This is a genomic window from Stenotrophomonas maltophilia group sp. vghtpe118 (assembly GCF_052605195.1).
In genome coordinates this window covers 2,898,240-2,918,473 of sequence record NZ_CP199672.1, presented here as the reverse complement: position 1 = coordinate 2,918,473, position 20,234 = coordinate 2,898,240, and the positions used below count along the sequence as shown (strand labels likewise).

General features: G+C 63.6%; 23 protein-coding genes. 1 reads left to right on the top strand and 22 read right to left on the bottom strand.

Annotated elements, in window-relative coordinates:
* Window positions 1-19: 19 nt before the first annotated feature.
* Window positions 20-1,315, bottom strand: coding sequence for an acetyl-CoA C-acetyltransferase (locus ACUDTM_RS13265; protein WP_005420942.1), 1,296 nt, complete (start codon window positions 1,313-1,315; stop codon window positions 20-22).
* A 93-nt stretch (window positions 1,316-1,408) separates the two neighbouring features.
* On the opposite strand from ACUDTM_RS13265, the gene ACUDTM_RS13260 reads away from it, so the two are divergent.
* Window positions 1,409-2,296, top strand: a complete 888-nt coding sequence (locus ACUDTM_RS13260; protein WP_065178704.1) for a hypothetical protein — start codon at window positions 1,409-1,411, stop codon at window positions 2,294-2,296.
* A gap of 121 nt (window positions 2,297-2,417) precedes the next feature.
* Here the strand turns inward: ACUDTM_RS13260 and ACUDTM_RS13255 are convergent, their stop codons facing one another.
* From ACUDTM_RS13255 to ACUDTM_RS13155, 21 genes are all read right to left on the bottom strand, one after another.
* The gene (locus ACUDTM_RS13255; RefSeq protein WP_053497798.1) at window positions 2,418-3,044 is read right to left on the bottom strand and encodes a superoxide dismutase family protein; all 627 of its coding nucleotides are present in this window, start codon (window positions 3,042-3,044) and stop codon (window positions 2,418-2,420) included.
* Between the two features lie 32 nt (window positions 3,045-3,076).
* On the bottom strand, window positions 3,077-3,646 hold the full coding sequence (locus ACUDTM_RS13250; protein ID WP_445391355.1) for a superoxide dismutase family protein: 570 nt from the start codon (window positions 3,644-3,646) through the stop codon (window positions 3,077-3,079).
* Between the two features lie 93 nt (window positions 3,647-3,739).
* Window positions 3,740-5,188: a nitrogen regulation protein NR(I) gene (ntrC, locus tag ACUDTM_RS13245; RefSeq protein WP_252744277.1), complete on the bottom strand. Its 1,449-nt coding sequence runs from the start codon at window positions 5,186-5,188 to the stop codon at window positions 3,740-3,742.
* Window positions 5,181-6,242, bottom strand: coding sequence for a two-component system sensor histidine kinase NtrB (locus tag ACUDTM_RS13240; protein ID WP_088496473.1), 1,062 nt, complete (start codon window positions 6,240-6,242; stop codon window positions 5,181-5,183). The genes ntrC and ACUDTM_RS13240 overlap by 8 nt, the downstream gene beginning before the upstream one ends.
* 116 nt (window positions 6,243-6,358) lie before the next feature.
* On the bottom strand, window positions 6,359-8,404 hold the full coding sequence (locus ACUDTM_RS13235) for a TonB-dependent receptor (RefSeq protein WP_445391354.1): 2,046 nt from the start codon (window positions 8,402-8,404) through the stop codon (window positions 6,359-6,361).
* 104 nt (window positions 8,405-8,508) lie between these two features.
* The gene (locus ACUDTM_RS13230; RefSeq protein WP_005420957.1) at window positions 8,509-8,823 is read right to left on the bottom strand and encodes a hypothetical protein; all 315 of its coding nucleotides are present in this window, start codon (window positions 8,821-8,823) and stop codon (window positions 8,509-8,511) included.
* Window positions 8,824-8,930: 107 nt separating this feature from the next.
* On the bottom strand, window positions 8,931-10,097 hold the full coding sequence (mltA, locus tag ACUDTM_RS13225; RefSeq protein ID WP_072167432.1) for a murein transglycosylase A: 1,167 nt from the start codon (window positions 10,095-10,097) through the stop codon (window positions 8,931-8,933).
* Between the two features lie 67 nt (window positions 10,098-10,164).
* Complete coding sequence (locus ACUDTM_RS13220) at window positions 10,165-10,911, bottom strand: N-acetylmuramoyl-L-alanine amidase (protein ID WP_072167433.1); 747 nt, start codon at window positions 10,909-10,911, stop codon at window positions 10,165-10,167.
* 141 nt (window positions 10,912-11,052) lie between these two features.
* On the bottom strand, window positions 11,053-11,439 hold the full coding sequence (locus ACUDTM_RS13215) for a hypothetical protein (RefSeq protein ID WP_072167372.1): 387 nt from the start codon (window positions 11,437-11,439) through the stop codon (window positions 11,053-11,055).
* 94 nt (window positions 11,440-11,533) lie between these two features.
* A complete protein-coding gene (locus tag ACUDTM_RS13210; protein WP_141653565.1) occupies window positions 11,534-12,055 on the bottom strand; it encodes a hypothetical protein in 522 nt (173 codons plus the stop codon).
* Window positions 12,056-12,228: 173 nt separating this feature from the next.
* The gene (locus ACUDTM_RS13205) at window positions 12,229-12,504 is read right to left on the bottom strand and encodes a DUF596 domain-containing protein (protein ID WP_188241384.1); all 276 of its coding nucleotides are present in this window, start codon (window positions 12,502-12,504) and stop codon (window positions 12,229-12,231) included.
* A gap of 375 nt (window positions 12,505-12,879) precedes the next feature.
* The gene (locus ACUDTM_RS13200; RefSeq protein WP_141653566.1) at window positions 12,880-13,425 is read right to left on the bottom strand and encodes a hypothetical protein; all 546 of its coding nucleotides are present in this window, start codon (window positions 13,423-13,425) and stop codon (window positions 12,880-12,882) included.
* Window positions 13,415-14,458: a VENN motif pre-toxin domain-containing protein gene (locus tag ACUDTM_RS13195; RefSeq protein WP_227836874.1), complete on the bottom strand. Its 1,044-nt coding sequence runs from the start codon at window positions 14,456-14,458 to the stop codon at window positions 13,415-13,417. The genes ACUDTM_RS13200 and ACUDTM_RS13195 overlap by 11 nt, the downstream gene beginning before the upstream one ends.
* A gap of 1,016 nt (window positions 14,459-15,474) precedes the next feature.
* Window positions 15,475-15,708, bottom strand: coding sequence for a hypothetical protein (locus ACUDTM_RS13190; RefSeq protein ID WP_141653567.1), 234 nt, complete (start codon window positions 15,706-15,708; stop codon window positions 15,475-15,477).
* 249 nt (window positions 15,709-15,957) lie between these two features.
* Window positions 15,958-16,164 carry a hypothetical protein gene (locus ACUDTM_RS13185; protein WP_227836873.1) on the bottom strand — a complete coding sequence of 69 codons (207 nt, stop codon included), beginning with the start codon at window positions 16,162-16,164 and terminating at the stop codon, window positions 15,958-15,960.
* Window positions 16,165-16,197: 33 nt separating this feature from the next.
* Window positions 16,198-16,518, bottom strand: coding sequence for a hypothetical protein (locus ACUDTM_RS13180; protein ID WP_072167376.1), 321 nt, complete (start codon window positions 16,516-16,518; stop codon window positions 16,198-16,200).
* Window positions 16,519-16,702: 184 nt separating this feature from the next.
* Entirely contained in the window at window positions 16,703-17,209 is a 507-nt protein-coding gene (locus ACUDTM_RS13175) for a hypothetical protein (RefSeq protein WP_072167377.1), read from the bottom strand.
* A gap of 51 nt (window positions 17,210-17,260) precedes the next feature.
* A complete protein-coding gene (locus ACUDTM_RS13170; protein WP_176698774.1) occupies window positions 17,261-17,428 on the bottom strand; it encodes a hypothetical protein in 168 nt (55 codons plus the stop codon).
* A 138-nt stretch (window positions 17,429-17,566) separates the two neighbouring features.
* A complete protein-coding gene (locus tag ACUDTM_RS13165) occupies window positions 17,567-18,124 on the bottom strand; it encodes a hypothetical protein (protein WP_072167378.1) in 558 nt (185 codons plus the stop codon).
* A 124-nt stretch (window positions 18,125-18,248) separates the two neighbouring features.
* The gene (gene amt, locus ACUDTM_RS13160) at window positions 18,249-19,679 is read right to left on the bottom strand and encodes an ammonium transporter (RefSeq protein ID WP_439426513.1); all 1,431 of its coding nucleotides are present in this window, start codon (window positions 19,677-19,679) and stop codon (window positions 18,249-18,251) included.
* 22 nt (window positions 19,680-19,701) lie between these two features.
* Entirely contained in the window at window positions 19,702-20,040 is a 339-nt protein-coding gene (locus ACUDTM_RS13155) for a P-II family nitrogen regulator (protein WP_004134334.1), read from the bottom strand.
* Window positions 20,041-20,234 lie beyond the last annotated feature (194 nt).

The following is a 20,234-nucleotide window of genomic DNA, read 5'->3' as shown; positions in this document are numbered from 1 at the left end:
CACCCACCGATGGATGCGATCAGCGTTCGACGATCGCCACCACGCCCATGCCGCCAGCGGTGCAGATCGACACCAGTGCGCGGCCACCGCCGCGTTCGGCCAGCTGCTTGGCTGCCGTGGCGATCACGCGTGCGCCGGTAGCGGCGAACGGGTGGCCGGTGGCCAGCGACGAGCCCAGCAGGTTGATCTTGTCCGGGTCGATGCGGCCCAGCGGCGCGTCCAGGCCCAGGCGGTTGCGGCAGTAGTCCTCGCTCTCCCACGCACGCAGGGTGCACAACACCTGTGCGGCAAAGGCTTCGTGGATCTCGTAGATGTCGAAGTCCTGCAGGGTCAGGCCGTTGCGCTTGAGCATCTCCGGCACCGCGATGGTCGGTGCCATCAGCAGGCCTTCGCCGTGCACGAAGTCCACCGCGGCGACGTGCGCGTCACGCAGGTAAGCCTGGGGTTCATGGCCATGCGCGCGTGCCCACTCTTCGCTGGCCAGCAGCACTGCAGCGGCACCGTCGGTCAGCGGGGTGGAGTTGGCGGCGGTGAGCGTGCCACGCCCGGAAACCTTGTCGAACGCCGGCTTCAGCGTGGCCAGCTTTTCCAGCGAGGTGTCCGGGCGCAGGATGTTGTCGCGCTCGACGCCACGGAACGGTGCGATCAGGTCGTTGAAGAAGCCACGCTCGTAGGCGGCGGCCAGCTTCTTGTGCGACGACACCGCCCACTCATCCTGCGAGTCGCGCGAGATGTTCCACTCCTTCGCCATGTCCTCGCAGTGGTCGCCCATGCTCTTGCCGGTGCGCGGCTCGGCCACGCCCGGGAACTCGGGCTTGAGCTCGGAGAACTTGAAACCGGCGGTGAGCGCACGGATCTTGTCGCCGGTGCTCTTGGCGCGGTTGGCCGCCAGCAGGCGTGCACGCAGTTTCTTTCCGTAGACGATCGGCACGTCGGAGGTGGTGTCCGAACCACCGCCGATGCCCGATTCGATCTGGCCCAGCGCGATCTTGTTGGCCACGGTGATGATGCTGTCCAGCGAGGTACCGCAGGCACGCTGCAGGGTGATGCCCGGGGTCAGCGGCGACAGGCCGGACGACAGCGTGGCTTCGCGGCCCAGGTTCCAGTCGCTGGAATGCTTGATCACCGCGCCCATCGCCACTTCACCCAGCTGCTGGCCATGCAGGCCGAACCGTTCGACCAGCGCACCCAGCGTACGGACCGACATGCCGAGGTTGCCGACATCCGAATACGCGGTGTTCTGGCGGCAGAACGGAATGCGGACGCCACCGAGGATGGCGACGGGACGAGCGTTGGGCATGGAGATACCTGGCATGGATGAGGGTGTCTGCAACATGGCCTGCACGACAGAGCAGGCATAATGGAGCCAAGTGTAGCTGCCGCCCTGTGATGGGCCAACCGTGGAACCATGAGCAAACCCGACCCCGCGATGAATGCCCTTGGCGTGCTGGCCCTGGAACTGGCCGGCGGCGAAATCCCCCGCCAGGCGGTGCTCAGCGCTGAACAGGCCGGTGAACTGGCCGAACGCGTCGGCCGTGACCTGGCCAAGCTGGTGCCACAGGTGGCCGAGCTGGACCTGGTGTTCGCCGCCGCGCATTTCGACCCGGCCGAAGTGCTGCGTCCGGGCTGGCCGATCCATCGCCGCCTGGAAGAACTGCAGATGCGTGCCCCGGGCCGCAACCAGGGCCCGCGCCTGCTGGCTTTCGGTACCGATGCCGAAGGTGACGTGCCACTGCCGTTCCAGGCCGATGCCACGCTGGTGGGCGGTGGCCTGCGCGTGGTGCCGTTCCTGCTGACCGGCAGCGACGTGGCCACCACCAGCGCGGTCGCCGATGCGCTGGAAGAAACCTTGCTGGCCAACGGCATGGCGCACGCCGACACCGCGCTGATGGCGCAGAACACCTTCGGTGCCCGCATCGAGCACGCGCGCTATTTCACCGTGAACGACCTGGCCGCGATGATGTCGATGCAGTACGACAACCAGGGCCTGGCCGCACTGTGGCCGCTGATCGAGACCGCGATCATGGCGCCGGGCGAGGACGAGTGGCTCAATGCCGCGCCCGAGCCGCTGCTGCGCTATACGCATGGCGAAGCACGCATGGCGCTGTTCGACCCGGCCGGTTGGTGCGCGCACTACAGCCACAGCAAGAACGACTGCGATCGCCTGAAGGGCATCTACGAGCAGTTCCTGATGCGCCAGCGACAGATGGCCGCGGTGCTGGAAGCACATGGCGTGCCGGTACTGTTCGTGCACTGCGAGGCCGGGCAGGACGCGCGCGAACTGCTGGCGCGCTGATCCGGGTGATATGTGGGTAGTGCCGGCCGCTGGCCGGCACCCTCCGGATCTGTGATTGCCGGCCAGCGGCCGGCACTACCCATCAGGAAAAACGCCGGCTTGTGCCGGCGTTCTTTGTTTCTTACGGGGCCTTCTGGATCACCGCACAGGCCAGGCGCGCGCCGGCGTTGCCGGTCGGCTGGGTCTTGTAGTCGTCCGCGTCGGCGTGGACGATCAGGCCGCGGCCGATGATGTCGAAGTCATCACCCTTGCCGATGTTGACGTTGCTCGACACCGGGCCGTCGATGGTGGCCACGCCCTTGTCGTCGGCCTTGATGTTGGGCATGTCGCCGCCGTGGTGCGGATCGGTGGCGACGTTGCCGTGATCCTGCTTGCCCGGGTTGAAGTGGCCGCCGGCGCTCATGCCGTCCGGCGCGCTGCAGTCGCCCTTCTCGTGGATGTGGAAGCCATGTTCGCTGCCCGGCTTCAGGCCGGTGATCTGGCCGGTCACGTGGACCTTGCCATCAACCACCTTGAAGGTGACGCTGCCCTTGGTCTCGTTGCCCTGGGTCGGTGCCAGTTCGGCCGTTGCCGAAGCATCGCCCGTCGGTGCAGCCGCCGGTGCCGGCGCTGCAGCCGGTTCGGTGGTGGCGCCGTCAGCCGGCGCGGCCGGCGGGGTTTCAGTCTGCGGCGCGGCGGGCTGCTGGTTGCAGGCCGCCAGGCCCAGCGCGGCGATGGCCGCAAACAGCGAAGTGTGGATCAGACGCATTGGAATCTCTCCCTCGATGATGCCTGCAGTGATCAGCGGACGACCCGGATCACGCCACAGGCGATGCGGACGCCGGCATTGCCGGCGGGCTGGCTGCGATAGTCGTCGGCGTTGGCATGCACGACCAGTGCGCGTCCGGCGATATCGGTGGCGGCGCCTCCGCCAAGGGTAACCCCCTTGACGTGGATATCGACGTTGGCGCGGCCCTGGGCATCGGCACGCAGATTGTCCATGTCGCCCAGGTGGTGCTTGCCGGTGCCGGCGCGGCCATGCGCAGCGCCACCGGGATTGAAGTGATTGCCGGCACTGCTGGCATCCACCGCACTGCAGTCGCCGCGCTCATGGATGTGGAAGCCGGCCTGCTGCATCGGCTGCAGGCCACCGACCAGGCCGGTGATGTGGATGCCACCGGGCTCCACCATTAGCGCGATGCGGCCACTGACGATGCTGGCCGAGGCCGGCGCGAGATTGGCCTCGCCCTGCTTCGCAGCACTGACCACGGTCGGCGGTGGCGGCGTGGGTTCGGCGTTCTTCGGCGCACTGCCACAGGCAGACAGCAGCACGGCGGCGGACAACGGCAGGATGGCAAAGGACAGACGCATCGAAGACTCCTTGCAGGTGACACTACGGACGGCATCGTCCATGAACGATCAACGGTTCGGCAAGCCGGTGCGAGGATCGCGTGCAGGGACCGTTCAATGGCCCCCGCGACGGCGCCCGGCGCCCAGCTTGCGGGTAAGGGTATTGCGGCCGAGGCCGAGACGGGCAGCGGCTTCGGCGCGGCGGCCGTGGGTGATCTGCAGCGCGGCCTCCAGCAGGGCATGGTCGACCCGCTCGCGCACCTGCGCGTGCAGCCCTTCCACGCCTTCGGCCAGCTGACGGCGCGCCCATTCGGCCAGCAGCGCTTCCCACTGCCCCGGATCGGCTGCGCTGGTACTGCTGCGGCGCCCGCGCGCGCGGTTCAGCGCGGTATCGACATCGGCCACGCCGATGGTGTCGGCGGCGGCCAGCGCGGCCATCCGCCAGCACACGTTCTCCAGCTCGCGCACATTGCCCGGCCAGTCGTGCTCGCGCAGCGCCTGCAGGGCCGCGGCGGTCAGGCGCTTCGGCGGCGTATCCAGCTTGCGTGCGGCGGCAGCCAGGAAGGTGCTGGCCAATTGCGCGATGTCCTCGCGGCGCTCGCGCAGTGGCGGCAGCTGCAGGCGCACCACGTCCAGGCGGTGCAGCAGATCTGCGCGGAACTTCCCCTGCGCGACCAGTCCCTCCAGATCCTGGTGGGTGGCGGCCACCACGCGCACGTCGACGCGGATCAGTTCGCGGCCACCGACGCGGAAGAACTCGCCCTGCGCCAGCACGCGCAGCAACCGGGTCTGCAACGGCAGCGGCATGTCGCCGATCTCATCCAGGAACAGTATGCCGCCATCGGCCTGCTCGAAGCGGCCGATATGGCGGCGCTGCGCGCCGGTGAAGGCGCCGGCCTCGTGGCCGAACAACTCGCTTTCCAGCAGCTCGGACGGGATTGCAGCGGTATTGAGCGCGACGAAGGGCCCCTGCGCGCGCGGTGATTCGCGATGCAGCGCATTGGCCACCAGCTCCTTGCCGGTGCCGGTCTCGCCGGTGATCAGCACCGCCAGCGGTGCCTGCGCCAGGCGACCAATGGCGCGGAACAGCGCGCGCATCGGCGGGGTATCGCCCACCAGTTGCGGCGGTTGGTCGCTATGCGCTTCGGCCGCAGGTGTGGCCGCCGCCAATGCCGGTGCGACGGCCGGCAGCACCCGTTGCGCCAGTGCCACCGCATCGTCCAGATCGAACGGCTTGGACAGGAATTCATGCGCACCACCGCGGAACGCGCCGGCCGTGCTGGCTACATCGGTATAGGCCGACATCACCACCACCGGCAGCTGCGGCAGCGCGGCCTTGAGCTTGTCCAGCAGCACAAGGCCATCGTCGCCGGGCATGCGCACATCGGTGAACAGCAGCGCCGGTGGCGGGCCTTCGCTCAACGCCTGCAGGGCGGGTGCGGCGCTGTCGAAATCGAGGACCTGGTAGCCCGCCTCGCGTAGCGCGGTGCACAGCACGAAGCGCACGGCCCGATCGTCATCGACCACCCAGATGCGCTGCGGGGACGAAGAAGACTCAGACATCGCGCGGGGCCTCCTCGGCCGGGGCGGCGCCGTTGCCGATCGGCAACAGCAGGGTGAACACGGTATGGCCCGGGCGCGAGCGGTAGGTCAGCGTGCCGCGATGCTCGCGCGCCACCTGCTGGGCCAGCGCCAGGCCCAGGCCAGTGCCTTCGGCGCGGCCACTGACCAAGGGCAGGAACAGGTGTTCAGCCAGTTCCTCGGGAACGCCACGGCCGTCGTCGGCGATTTCCAGGCGCAACGCCAGCGTGTGCAGCTGCTCGGCAATGCGCACGCCATGCTCCACGCGGGTACGCAGGGTGATGTTGCCGGCGCCGGCCTGGATCGCGTTGCGCACCAGGTTCCAGACCGCCTGGGTGAGGCGGTCGGCGTCACCATGGAATTCGGGGATGCTGGGGTCGTAGTCACGCTGCAGGCGCACCGCCCAGCCGGCTTCGCTCTCGGCCAGGCGCAGCACGCGTTCCAGCGCGGCATGGATGTTCAGTTCGGCATGCGGCGCGGCCGGGGCCGGCGACAGCAGCTGGTCGAGCAGGCCGTTGAGGCGCTCGATCTCCGAGCCGATCAGTTCGATCAGCTCACGTTCGCTGGCATCGCGCTGGGCCGCGCGGCGGGCCAGCAGCTGGGCCGCACCCTTCAACCCGGCCAGCGGGTTGCGCAGCTCGTGGGCCAAGCCCTTCAGCGCCGCGCTGAGCGCGCTGGGCAGGGCCTGGGTCGGGTCCAGCCCGGGGAATTCGTCGACCGGATGCGCCTCCAGCAACCAGCCGCCATCGTCGCGGCGGCTCATCCAACCCTCGGCGAAGCGCGGCGCCTCGCCGGGCACCGCCAGCGCCAGCCGGTTCAGGCGCAGGCTGTCGCGCTCGTCGCGGGCCAGGAAATGGGCCAACGCCTCGCCCTGCACTTCCAAGGCGGCCAATGGCCGACCCAGCAGGCGCCGGACGCTGACGCCCAGCCAGCGGGCGAAGGCCGGATTGCAGCCGGCAATGCAGCCATCGGCCCCGGCCCAGGCCAGCGGCGTGCCCAGGGCATCGAGGGTCGGCGGCGGTGCGGGGTCGGACATTGCACCAATGTAGTGCAAAACGCGGGGTTCGGGGTCGGATCCCTTTCCGCCTGGAAAGGGCTCTGACCCCCTGCCGCAGGTCGAGCAAGCTCGACCATGACCACATGCGTGGCCGGTTACAGCTTCATGTTGAGGCCGACGAATACGCTGCGGCCCGGCGCCGGCGAGAACATCGGGCGGGCGGTGTCCCAGAAGAAGCTGTCGTACCAGGCGTAGGCGTACTCGCGGCCGGTAACGTTCTTCAGCTGCAGGTCCACGCTGAAACGCGGGGTGAGTTGGTAGGCCGCGCTGAGGTCGAGCACGGCGAAGCCTCCGAACTTGCCGGCCACGTTGCGCTCTTCCAGGTAGTAATCGCCCTGTGCACGCGCCTGCAGGCCCAGCCGCAGCGCATCCGTGGCGCGGTAGTCCACGCCCAGGTTGCTGATGTGGCGCGGGGTGGCGGCCACTTCCCGGCCCTGCAGGGAAATGCTGGCATCGCGGTCGTCGCGGGTGATCTTCGCTTCCTGGTAGGCGTGCGACGCCCATACCGTCCAGTCGTCGCCCAGCTGCAGGCTCAACTGCGCATCCACGCCGCGCCGGCGGGTCTTGCCCAGGGTGACCGTGGTGCCGGTGGCCGGCATGTTGGACACCTCGTTTTCCGCGTCCTGCTGCCACACCGCCAGGCGTGCCTGGCTGCCGGCAAGCGGCTGGAATTTCAGGCCCAGCTCCATGCCGGTGTTGGTGGACGGCTGCATCGGTGCCTGCCCTGGGGTGAGGTAGGCCGGTGCGGTGGAGCCGGTCAGTACCTGGAAGGTGCGACCCCAGTTCGCGTAGACATGGGTGGTCTGGCCCAGGCTGTGGATGACGCTCAGCTTGGGCTGGCCGATGCTGCCGTAGTCCTGCAGGCGGCCGCTGACGCCGTTCATCAGGTGCGTGCTGCCACTGAAGCGATCGATACGATAGGCCGGCACGATCTTCCAGGCCTCGACGGGCTGGTAGACGGCCTGCACGTAGGCGCCCCAGTTGTCGAAGCTGTGGCGATCATTGTTCTGCACCCGCGCTGGGGGCTGGCTGAAATCAGTGGGTTCGGCGTAGGCGTAGCGCTCGCGGAGGTAGCCGTTGTCCTGCTGCTCGTAGTTCAGGCCACCTTCGACGGTGAGCGTGGGGCTGGCCTGCCAGGTGAGCGTGCTGAGCAGGCCATGCTGCCGCTCGTCCCACACGCGGCGCTGGCGCGGCAGGTTGCCGGTGGGCAGGTTGCTGAAGGTCACGCGGCGATCGTCTTCGTAGCGGTTGTAGTACAGCCGCGTGCCAAGGGTGAGTGCGTCGGACAGTTTCATGTCCAGGTGCGCGGCAAGCTGGCGCATGTCGCGGTCATCACCATCGTTGCCGTTGCGCAGGTCGCTGCCACGGCGGTGCGTGCGCAGCTCGTCGGCGGTCATGAAGCCGGGTTCGTCGGCTTCGTGGTGGTACGCACGGGCGGTCAGGCCCACGCGCAGGCCGTCGTCCAGCGAGCCGTAGAACCACTTGCCGCCCAGCGAATATTTCTTCGAGGTGTCGTGGTCGCGGTAGCCGTCGCTGGCCTGGGTGCCAACGAAATAGTTCTGCGCGAAGCCATTGGCTTCACGGCCAACTGCCAGCTGCGCATCACGAGTGTTGTAGCTGCCGTAGGCCAGGCGCGCATCGGTGTAGCTGCCACCCTGGCGCGTACCGAAGTTCACGTTGCCGCCGATGTTGTGCAGGCCATAGCGCGGGTCGTTGGTACCACGCACCACTTCGATGTAGCTGATGTCCAGCGGGAACAGCATGTCGATGAAGCGCTGGTTGCCGCTGTTGACGTTGCTGGGGATGCCATCGATCAGCGTCTTGATGGCATTGAGGTAGCCCTCACCGTTGAAGGCGCGGAAGCTGACCTTGCCCGATTCGGCGCCCTGCCGGGTTTCGGTGAGCTGGATGCCGGGCATCTGCCCGAGCAGTTCCCAGCTGTGCGAGACGTTGCGGTTTTCGATCTGGTCTGCACCCAGGACGTCCACCGAGGTCAGTACCTGATGCGCACTGAGCTGGCCTTCGCCGTGCTGGTGCACCTGCACCTTGCCGAGAGTGAGCGCGGCGTCGGCCGACTGTGCGAAGGCTTCAGGGGCGAACGGTGCGGCCGCGAGGGCGGCCACCAGGGTGGGAGTCTTCATGGGAAGGGGCGGTTACGGTGAAATGTAATCATATAACATTTCACGCGCCCGATTTTTGCAGCGTCGAGCAAGGCTCGGCGTTACAAGGGCGGCTGCCGGGGGGATTACACCGGGTAGCCGGTGGCTTCGCGTGCCTTCTTCCAGGCGGCTTCGAATTCACGCGCGGAAATTTCGTCGTCCTCGTCGAAATCCAGGAACGACACTGGCTGGTCGGCCAGCAGGAAGCGGTCGTCGCTGTGGGCATGCTCGTCGGCCCAGACCATCTTGGTCCCGTAGATTTCCACCTGCCGCACGATCTTCTCGCCACGCGCTTCCATCAGCACGTTGCCCTTGCCCAGGCCCGATTCGGCCCAGTGCTTGTAGTACTTCTTTGCGGCAGATTTCGCGCCGGATTTTGCGGTGTGCTTTGCGTAGGTCATTGCAGGAGCCCTGGCCGCAGGCGCGGCCGGAAAGTACGGAATGGAGCCATTATCAGGCATCCGGGGTCAGAGCCCTTTCCTTTGGAAGGGATCCGACCCTTGCCGGTTCAGTTGGGCAGGGGCACGCCCTTCGGCCACAGCATCCAGATGTTGCCCTTCTGCTTCATGTCGCCAGCCAGCTTGCCGGCGGCATCGCCGCTGCCCCAGTACAGGTCCGCGCGCACTTCGCCGGCGATGGCGCCGCCGGTGTCCTGCGCGGCCACCGGGCGCACCACCGGACTGCCGTCCGGGCGCGTGGTGGACAGCCACAGCAGGCTGCCCAGCGGCACCACGGTGCGGTCCACGGCAACGCTGTAGCCGGCGGTGAGCGGGACGTTCAGTGAACCGCGCGGGCCCTCCGGGCTGTCCGGGTTGCGCACGAAGAACACGTAGCTGGGATTGCTGCGCAGCAGCTCGGGCACCCTCGCAGGATTGGCCCGGGCCCAGCTGCGGATCGCGTCCATGGTGACGTCTTCCTTCTTCAGCTGGCCCTGGTCCACCAGCCAGCGGCCGATGGCGCGGTAGGGGTGTCCGTTCTGCTCTGCGTAGGCCAGCCGAATCTGCGTGCCGTCGCCCAGGCGCACGCGGCCAGACCCCTGGATCTGCAGCAGCTGCAGGTCCATCGGGTCGGTCAGCCAGGCCAGCACCGGCGCCTTGGCGCCCTTGGCCGCGATGGTGCCGGCGTCGTCATAGGGCTTGAGCACCTTGCCTTCGACGCGACCGCGCAGGCGCTTGCCCTTCAGTTCCGGGTAGAGGCTGTCCAGTTGCACCACCACCAGATCATCCGGCGTGCCGTACACCGGCACCGTCGCTTTGTCGGTGCGGGTGAGGCTGCCGGGGTAGATCGGCTCGTAGTAGCCGGTAATCAGCCCGTCGGCCTGGTGGCCACCGGCACGCAGCGCGTAGGCATCGAGGTCGCGCTGCAGGAACTGGCGGATCGCGGCCGGGTCCTTGTCTGATACTGCGACGGCAGTGGCGCAGGGTTTGGCCCAGACCGCATCGTTCTTCAGGCGGGTGCAGCTGCTGCGCCAGGCCACGAAGCCGGCCTGCAGATCAGCGTCGGAGACTGCGGGCAGGGCTTTCCAGTCGACCTTGGCGTAGGTGGCCGCCGGCGGCGTGGGCGGCGTGGGCGCTTCGGAGCCCGTGCGGGGAGCAGTGGTGGCGCAACCGGCGAGCACCGCCGCTGCCAACAGGGTCCAGTGCTTGCGCTTGAAGAAGGTAGCGGAATCGATCATGCCGCCATGGTGGAGTGCCGGCCGCCGGGCGGCAACCCAGCGCGGGGTCAAGCGTTCATGCGCCGGATCACGGCGTCTGCAGCAGCAGCGAGTGCAGGATGCGGGCGTCTTCGGCATCCAGCGTCTTCGGCAGGTCGTCGCGACCACGGAAACGGCGGTGGAAGGCCGCAACGGTGGCCTCACGGTTGTCCAGCGGATAGCCGAAGCGGGCCAGCGCATTCCACGCATCGAAGCCTTCCGGCGCAGCACCATCGGCCGCACGCGGCCAGACGCCGAATCCGGCCTCGGCCAGCTGCTGCCATGGGAAGAACCGGCTCGGATCCTGCTTGCGCGTCGGCGCCAGGTCGGCATGGCCGATCACCTGGCGCGGCGGAATGTTCAGGCGCGTGGTGAGATCGCGCAGCAGCACGATCAGCGATTCGATCTGCGCCGCACTGAACGGGCTGCGGCCATCGTTGTCGAGCTCGATGCCGATCGAAGCCGAGTTGAGATCGGTGATGGTGCCCCAGCGCCCGGCCCCAGCGTGCCAGGCGCGGCGCTCATCGGCCACCAGCTGGTAACGATGGCCATCGGCGCCGATCAGGTAGTGCGCACTGACCGGCCCACCGCTGTTGGCCGTGCGCAACGTATGCAGGCTCTGCTGCACCGATTTCTGCTCGGTGTGGTGGATGACGATGATGACCGGCGTGCGCGCGTTCTGGTTCGGTGACGGCACCCAGGTGGCGAGCGGGTTGTGCTGTACGGGCGCGGTAGCCGTGCAGGCCGAAAGGGCCAGCGCCAGCAGTGCGGAAACCAGAAGGCGGGGGCTGATCATGGGCAGATTGTAACCATGGACTGCGGCCGTGGTTCGACGCAGCGTACCGATCGACATCGCCGGTGGCTCCGCAGTCCGCGTGCTGATGGCTGTGCCTGATCATGAAGATGTAGCGAATCACATGGAAAGAGCGAAGCGGCACTACGAGGCAGCAGGACCCGGAAAGATCAGATCCTGCCCAAATCTTGCGGCATAGATGCTCTCGAACTGGAAGGAAAGCACGAACCGCGATTCACATGCCGCAGCATAGCGCTTGATGAAACGGCAAATTTCCTCCCAAGCGCATTCAAATCCGCCTGCGCGGAAATGGAACGAACCCATCAGCGCCACACGCCACTCGGCCTCCTGCCCTTCCGCGACGACAGCCTCCGGCGGTTCAACGATACGGAAACCGAATCCCGTGTTGGACGCTGGGAGATACCGCTGTAGCTTGTCCAGATCATCGGAATATGCGAACTGGATAGAATCCAAGGCTTGTAGCACGACCTCGAGGCTGGAACCGACCTCGACTTCGAGCGAAATGCTCATCGTCGAACCTTTATAGCGGCGCCATCATCAAAGATCTTGTGCTGCGGCAGAGCGGTCTCATCCGCCTATCGGGCAATCGGACGCAATGATCCTCTTATCCGCTGATCTTACCCATGAATTCCGCAATCAACGCCCGATCCGAATCATTCTTTCCAGCCCGATCCAGAACTGGACCAATATGGTAGGCAAGAAGGTCACGATAGGCACCGGCCTCTGGAATGAAAGCATCAAGACAACTCAAGAACGATCTCACCGACATAAACGAAAGAAACACCTCGTAGGGATATGAGCTCGCAAAAGGAACACCCTGCAAATAGTAGTTTGCCAGCTTCTTCTGCTCTGCCCTTGGCCAAGAGCGGCACTTCATCAGAACAAATGCATCCCGATAATTGTCCGATTTCAATGGCGCGTAACTCATCAACCACTCTGATGCGGCCGTAGCGTCCATTGCAGACATCTCAGCGCAGAGCTTTCTAATTCTTTCATCCATAGATCTGCAGCCCGACTTGATGATTGCCTCGTTGTAGATTGCTTCATTCCCCCGCTTCGGCATCAACTGCTGTTTGTGCCCCCTCCTTTGCGAGGTCGCCCAACAGCGCATGTGGGTAGCAATCATCCTTCGACAGTAGATACATACACCACCCGGCACTTAGATCACCGCGCCATCGCGATCCGGAATCCTGAAAAGTCACTCGCAAGAGTGGACTTTGGCTTCAAAACACTACCCCGCTTTTGTTCACGCCAAGCGAGTTGATTCAAGGGCTGTACCCGATGAAGTCCACGCTCAAATCAGGTCCAGGCGTCTCCCTCAGGCGTGATCCAAACCAATCCAAACGGAGCATCCGTAAGAAACCAGAATCCATCCTCATCGAGATCTTCCTGATCTCTTGTAGCAGGCCAAGCGTGACGCATAACACACAATTGCGCATCGATTTCGCCATCGGCGAAGACACCATCCGAGGCAAGCTTCAGCTTCCCTTCCTCCATCAACATCCTAAGCATCGAGAAGAACTCTTCCGTCTGCTGCTCAAAATTCATACCGCCCCCCTCAAACTCCATATTCATATTTCTCCATAGGACTCCCATGGAGTATCCATAGGAGTAATGAAGAACATTCCTGATCGCGCCAGTCATCATTTGAACTTGATCTCCACGATTCTATTGTTGCTAATCAGAGGATGCCTGACTTCAGTAGTCCACATTGCGCCTGTCTGCTGGGCTGATGAAGAGAAGCTTCGCAGAGTAAACTTTGAACCGTCAGGCCGAGTTGCAACGTAGACACATCTGCCAGATTCCACTTCTCGTTCGGCGGCAAGCCCCTGCATCTTCTGCAGGCGACCGTCAGACTTGCGCGGCGTCGACGCTGTTGAGCAGATCGGTCAAGGGCGACTTGACCCGTGCGAAGGCGCCGAAGATAACACCGCCATCAACCATTAAAATTCAATCATTGTAGGCTGCCAGGAAAGCTCTTGCGGCCTTCTCAAGGTCGCCTCCATCCACGGCCCACGCCTGCAAATCACGAACCGAAATCAATCCCTCACCAAGATTCGATATAAACTCATGTGCTTGGATCGAATCTCTAACTGCAAGGACACCCAGCTCCTCGCAAACACTTTCAAAGCCGATCCAACGCCCCTCCAGATCCCCAAAGATGACAGGATATCCTAGGTCCATCAAATTATCTTCATAAGCATCAGCGGCCGAATCAAATGCCCGCCCGACGCAAGAATTATCAATCACCAAAACTGAATTCAAATCAGACGATCGAGAGAATTTTACAAAAATACCTGAACCAAAAGTTCTTGATGAACTTTCAATTAAATTTGACATAACGTCATCATCCAACAGAACTGGCCTCTCAAAGAACCTGAAGCGCCAGCCAGCCCCCCTAAAAACCATTTGCGGTAGATCCATTTCAAGATCAACCAGACGAGGAACGAATCCCGCCACCTTTTCTTTTATTTCAAGAAGATAATCATTTTCCATTTTCATTCCCGACGAAACCAATCTTCAGAACAGGCTGTTTCCGGTCAGAAATGGTGAGCGATGCAGATGGGACAGCATCGGAAGAGGAACTCGGATAGGTCCTGTAGATATTGTTACCTTTCTGCAAAACGACCACTGCCCCATCCTTGGAAACGGCCGTGGAATATTCATTACCATAAAGAGCTCCGATCGCATCACCAACGGAAACGTCTGTTTGCGTCTGATCCGCACTGTATCTGGACTGATCCTTTGAGAACTTGACATCGGTCAGAAGTAGATTTTCCCACAATGTCACAAGCTTGGGCTGAGGAACGCCTCGCCCCACTGCTGCCGGGTCCTTTGTCACCCCACTTCGAGAGCGTGTTGATTTCGGGCCAAGGCGACCGCAGCTCCACCACATCCCATGCAAGGGATCCAATTTGATTGGTTGCGGGAATTGTTTCCGGACTTGCCCCCCGAGCGTAGAAGCATGCTGGGCATTGCAGAGACAGGACCCAACACCGCCATTTCCAAACGATTCCTGCCTGCAAGACGCATGCCCGCTGGTATTCCGCCAGCCAAGGCACCAACCCAACAGCCCACCCGCCAGCGCACCCACCACCTGCGACAGCGCCAGCACCACCTCCTTCTGTTCCGGGCTCAGCTTGGAGGGGTCTCCGCCGGTCAACGTATTGGTCAGCACCTTCGCGGCCAACTCGCCACCGGCCGCGGACAACGCCCCGGTTCCCGCATTGCCACCATTGGCTTCCGCCAGCAGCGCACCCAAGATCGCATGCGACAGCAATTGCAGAGTCGCATTGGGATCGCTGCCGTGGTTCGGGTCCAGCTTGCTGCCGATGAAGTAAGCGGCATAGGCCGCCAGTGCATTGGACGCGACCTGACCAGCGCCCTGTCCCGCCACACCACCCACCAGCGCCGTCGTCACTGCGTTCAGTGCACGGTTGTACTCATCGAGGCGCCCCACTTCCCCGCGCCGCTGTTTGCCTGGCTGTTTGCCGCCGCCACCTTGCTGCGCACAGGCACCCGATTCCATCGCCCTCAGTCACAAGGCCGTGTTGACCTTCAACATTCGTCCAATCCGCGGCCAGATCAACATGTAGAAGGCACCCACGGCCAACCCGATGAAAAGCATGATGCCAGCGCGCCTGGGAGCCCACCCAAACCAAAAGGAAGGACTGGTCCAGACCTTTATCCAAGCGCCAGGAGAGAAGGCACCCTCGAACGCGAGCCACGCCAACAAGGCACAGATTGGTGCAGCTACAACATGACGAGCTTTGAACCGCGGAAGAAATTTATCCACAAGCATAACCCCGGGCACACCGAAGATGAGGCCCAACACGGCGGCTATGGCGCAAACCAGCGATGTGAAAATTGCAGCCTGCGAAAAGCTGCCTATCCGAGAACTCAGCGGAATGCCTATGAATAGAGCCGCTCCAAGCACGGAACTGGCAATCACAGACACAATCTTTGCCCCCAACTCACGCTCACTCACTGGCAAACCTCCACCATCTTTCCATCAGGGCCCCGGTAGCTCATGCATTTCTGCCTTGAGGGAAAAGTACTCCAAGGCCACTGCAACTTGCCAACTTCGCTACCAATATCGCGCGTATTGGGACTCCACACTTCTCTATCGGCCCACGAATTCGAGTTGCACATTGGGCGCGAGCCCGTACCCCAGCCTCTGGTTGAGACTGAGAATCCACCGAATCCATCCGGAAGCACCTGTCGGAACACAAAGCCCGGATCCAATGCATGTGCTCCAGGCACCGTGATGTTGATCAGACTGCTGGTGCTCGGATCGACGAGGCGCGTTACGTAGCCAGTAGGGTCATCCCGTCACGCTCCGGACTATTGCAAACCCTGAAGCGCTTTTGTGCGGCGATTGCCCCATAGGAAAGATCAACCCTGTAACTCAGGAGAATGTGGACACCACTCGCTGTCAGTTCCACCTTATCAACCTTGCCTTCAAGCCTGGAGAAAACCTCCTCCGGTCCGAACCCAAGCGCGTCGCTGCAAAACCGGCATCCCAGAACTGGGCAGGGTACATCGTCAGGATGTTCTTCCTCCCATCGACATCTTGACTCCAGCAGCTTTCAGATCCTCAAGTGTTGGCCCTTCTCGGCCCACACCGTCCTGATAGTCCATCGAATACATACCGCACGTGACCTTCACTCTGTACGCACCGAACGCCTCGGCAACAGAAGCGACGCCGTTCCTCAGAACGCCCGGATAGTCCAGTGCCTTGTTGCTGCTTCCGAACCCATACAGAATGATCTCGTCCAACGCAGCCACATCCGCGTACTCGCGCCCGGGCCACCTGTACCGATGATCGACAGACCTTTCAGTCCAGTCTTGATCTCATAGCTTGCCAGCAGTTCTTCTCCACGTCGGGTACAGGGGGCAGCTCGAGACCACGGAATCCCAATGGGCACTCGATTGCCGACATCCTATCCATGACATGGAGATGCCTCTCGGCAATCGAGATGGATCTGTCAGGCCGTGCCTGGAGATGGATTGCAATGCGCTCAGTACTCACTGATTCCTGATCCTTACAGAAATCACATCGTCCATACCACTTTGTCGGATGAAGTAGTGAGCTTCGGCCGCAACCTTGATGATCGGCGTGCGCGCGTTGTGGTTGGGCGATGGCACCGAGGTGGCGAGCGGGTTGTGCTGCGCGGTGGCGGTGCAGGCCGTCAGCGCCAGCAGTGCGGTAATCAGAGGGCGGGAGCTGATCATGGGCAGATTGTAACCATGGACTGCGCGACCTGGTCAGGCCGGCGCTCGGCCGGCCGGCATGCCGCTCAGCTTCTGAAGAACGACAGGTTGTACAGAAAAAAGGCCCCAGACCGCGATCGCGATCGCGAGTGGGATCTCGTAGAACGCGGAACGGTCCCGCAATGCCATCCGGATGAACATCACCACGGTCAGCATGGGCTGCCCGAAGAAGCAGCCCCAGAAGAGCGCTTCTACACCCGGAGTGGACAACTCGTAGATTCCGAGGGAGTTGTCGGTGTTCCGATTGAAAGTGACCACACCCCAAAGGGCGAGCAGGAAAAGCCGGGCCAGTGCGCTGACGCTTGATAGAAGCAAGGTCCACCTACCTGCGCTACATTCCCGTCTCCGTTCGAGTTGACTGAACCCGTACCGATCAATGACCGATGCATACGCTGCCCGGACAGATTTCCGCGATCCACGCCTCATGCCCTCCATGCCGTTCCTTCGCGCAGCGCACATGCGCGGGCGTATCAGGGTGCTGGAGCCGCATAGCTGTCATTCAGTACTCCGGCCCAGCATCCATCTCCGGGTCGAAGCAGCCCCCGGCCTGTGTGAACCATCGGATCGCCTCTTCACCCTCGGCCTCGTACTCGATGGCAAACGGCACGGGCGGACGATGCTTCTTCTGCGGATTCATGCTTCGAAACACTGCATAGCCCTCAAGCAAAGCCAATATCTGGGGTCGCGTCAACAAGACGACGTCCTGGGAGTTCCATCGCGAATACACCAGGAAGAAATCGGCTGCCCGCAGGACGGCATGCCCCTCTCCATAGTGGACGCATGCGCTGCCCTCGTCACCCTTTGTGGGCGCAGCAAAGGCACTGCGGGTCCGCAGTTCGCTGCCGCGGCCGAGATGGCCGAAGTCTCCATCCAGCCACGCTGCGATTTCACCGACACCCCGCCCCTGCCCGTGGTGGATGACCGGCGCGTCACCGATCTTCTCTTCTCCGGAAGGAACGTGGCAATCGCCGGTCCAGTAGGGGAAAAGAACTGCATGGATAGTCATTCGAAACCCATTCCCTGGTACCGCAACGGAAACCCCTGTCCCACTTCCAGTCTACCCAACCTGATCAAAGATCACGTCAATCACGCCTGCCCGCTCAAGGCGTGACTTCACTCCCTCACTGACGATCAGTGCAGCACCGAAGTTGTCCACATGATCCACATCATCCAGCACCCATTTGCTGCCAATGCCGCTGCATGGACGGAGTCTGAAATAGTTCACGCCTGCTCCTTGCGCGCTGGTCGCCGTTCGGAATCTGGGGCGACACCCGCCCCGACAACGGGACAGGTCGTCCTGATCCAGAGCATAGCTTGAAGGAAAAGGGCACCTTCTACGAGAAGCCGTTCCGCAAAAGGCGCTTCAGGCGATGGGGAACAGAGGCCCACGACTCCAGGGCACTCCGGCATCGGAGAACAGCCGTTCGATCTCATCCTGGAATCCTGGATGAAAAGTCGTCTCACCGCTCGACTGCGAACGCAGGTAACGCGAGACCAGATCCAGGCACAGCTCCGTCGCTTCCATGTAGGTATCCAGCCACAGCACCTGCCCCTCGTCGGAAAGCTGATCCGGACGGACAACCGAGAGCTTGTGGCAGAAGGCATCGATGCTGGGAAGCCCGAGCTCCGCAGGCAGGCCGTAAGTTAGCCGCCACAGACCGGCGGAAAGGCAGCGATAGATGAGCTCCACGGCGAAGCTCCAGCGCTCTGGATCTGCTGCGCCAGCCACGCCGCCCACGAATGCATGCGGACTGTAGTCGTCCAGGGTCAGCAGGTAGACATACCATTCGATGTCTTCCATCACTGCTGCGGATGTCGCCTGGATCACACCTGCTCCGTTCTGTAGTCCATCGAAGTCGTTGGAGGCGAACACGCACGCCTGCAGACAGCCATTGAAGCAGGAACGGTAGAGCCACGCCATGCGTGGCTGAGTCGCCGGCAGTGCCAAGCAAGCTTGGCACCCAGCAGAACAGTAGAAGTGCCGACCAACGGTCGGCATCCACCATGGCGGTGGCAGGCGGCCCCGCAGGGCCGCCCGTCATGCCTCAGGCCTCGTAGGCAGACTCGCCGTGCGAGGTCACATCCAGGCCGGTGCGTTCGGCCTCTTCGGTCACGCGCAGACCGACCACGACCTTGACCACCAGCAGGATGACCGCGGTCACCACCGCCGACCACAGTACGGTCAAGCCGACACTGACCACCTGCACCCACACCTGATGGGCGATATCCAGATCGGCCTTGGTACCGCCCAGCGACTGTGCACTGAACACGCCGGTGAGGATCGCGCCGACGATGCCGCCGACACCATGCACACCGAACACGTCGGCAGTGTCGTCCACTTTCAGCAGGCGCTTGAGACCGGTCACGCCCCACACGCAGACCACGCCGGCGACGAAGCCGATCACGATCGCGCCAAGCGGCCCGACGGTGCCACAGGCCGGGGTGATGCCGACCAGCCCGGCCACCGCACCCGACGCCGCACCCAGCGCCGACGGCTTGCCCTTGCCGATCGCCTCCACCAGGGTCCAGCCAAGCACGGCAGCAGCGGTGGCCAGCACGGTGTTGAGGAAGGCCAGCGAGGCCACCGTATCGGCGGCGGCGGCGGAACCGGCATTGAAGCCGAACCAGCCCACCCACAGCAGCATGGCGCCGATGTAGGTAAACGGCACGTTGTGCGGCTTCAGCGCGGTCTGGCCGTAGCCCAGGCGCTTGCCGACGAACCACGCGCCGACCAGGCCGGCCACGCCCGCATTGATGTGCACCACGGTGCCACCGGCGAAGTCGATCGCGCCCAGTTCACCCAGGTAGCCGCCGCCCCAGACGATGTGTGCCATCGGGATGTAGCTGAGGGTGAACCACAACGCCGAAAACAGCAGTACCGCGCGGAACTTGATGCGCTCAGCGAATGCGCCGACGATCAGCGCGGTGGTGATGCCGGCGAAGGTCGACTGGAAGGCGACGAACAGGTAATCCGGCAGGCCCTTGATCGGCGTGTTGCCCACCGACTCCGGGGTGAAGCCCTTGAGGAAGGCGAACTCGGTGAACGAACCGAAGAATGGATTGCCCGCACTGAACACCGCGCTGTAGCCGTAGGCCACCCACAGCAGCAGCACCAGCGAGAACACCACCAGGATCTGGCTGAGCACCGACAGCACATTCTTCGAACGCACCAGTCCGCCGTAGAACAGGGCCAGACCGGGCACCACCATCAGCAGCACCAGCAACGTGGAGGTAAGCATCCAGGCGACGTCGCCACGATCATACGCGGCGGCCGCTTCGGCCACGGCCGGCGCAGCGGCGCTGGCGGCCGGATCGTGCAACGGCTCGACCGCCACGCTTTCGCTCGGCAACGGCGAGACCTGGGCCTGGGCGTGGGCGCTGCCCGGCCAGGCACCGGCGGCCAGCGCGCTGAGCAGCATCAGCAGGCACACCAGGTGGAACCGGGCTTGCCACCCGGTGAGAAGGCGCATCTTCATGGGGGGAATCTCCGGAAGGGGGTTACAGCGCGTCGGCACCGATTTCGCCGGTGCGGATGCGGATGACCTGTTCAACGGCGGTGACGAAGATCTTGCCGTCACCGATCTTGCCGGTGCCTGCCGACGACTGGATCGCTTCGATCACCGCGTCGGCACGCTCGTCGGTGACCACCGTTTCGATCTTGATCTTGGGCAGGAAATCGACGACGTACTCGGCGCCGCGATACAGCTCGGTGTGGCCCTTCTGGCGACCGAAACCTTTCACTTCGGTCACGGTGATGCCCGACACGCCTGCATCGGACAGGGCCTCGCGGACCTCGTCGAGCTTGAACGGTCGGATGATGGCGGAGATCAGTTTCATGCGCATGTCCCGAGGGTGGATGGGGCCAGCGCGCCAGCGCGCGTTGGCATCAGGCAACCACGGGTCATCAGGGTGATGACCGTGGCTGTTGCACCGGACACGTACAGGGCCGGGACGGCCGTGCCTCTCTCCTTGCACGACCGACGCGGGAGGGAGGGCAGCCCTGGTCGCGTATCCGGTCTCTCTTGCCCCTG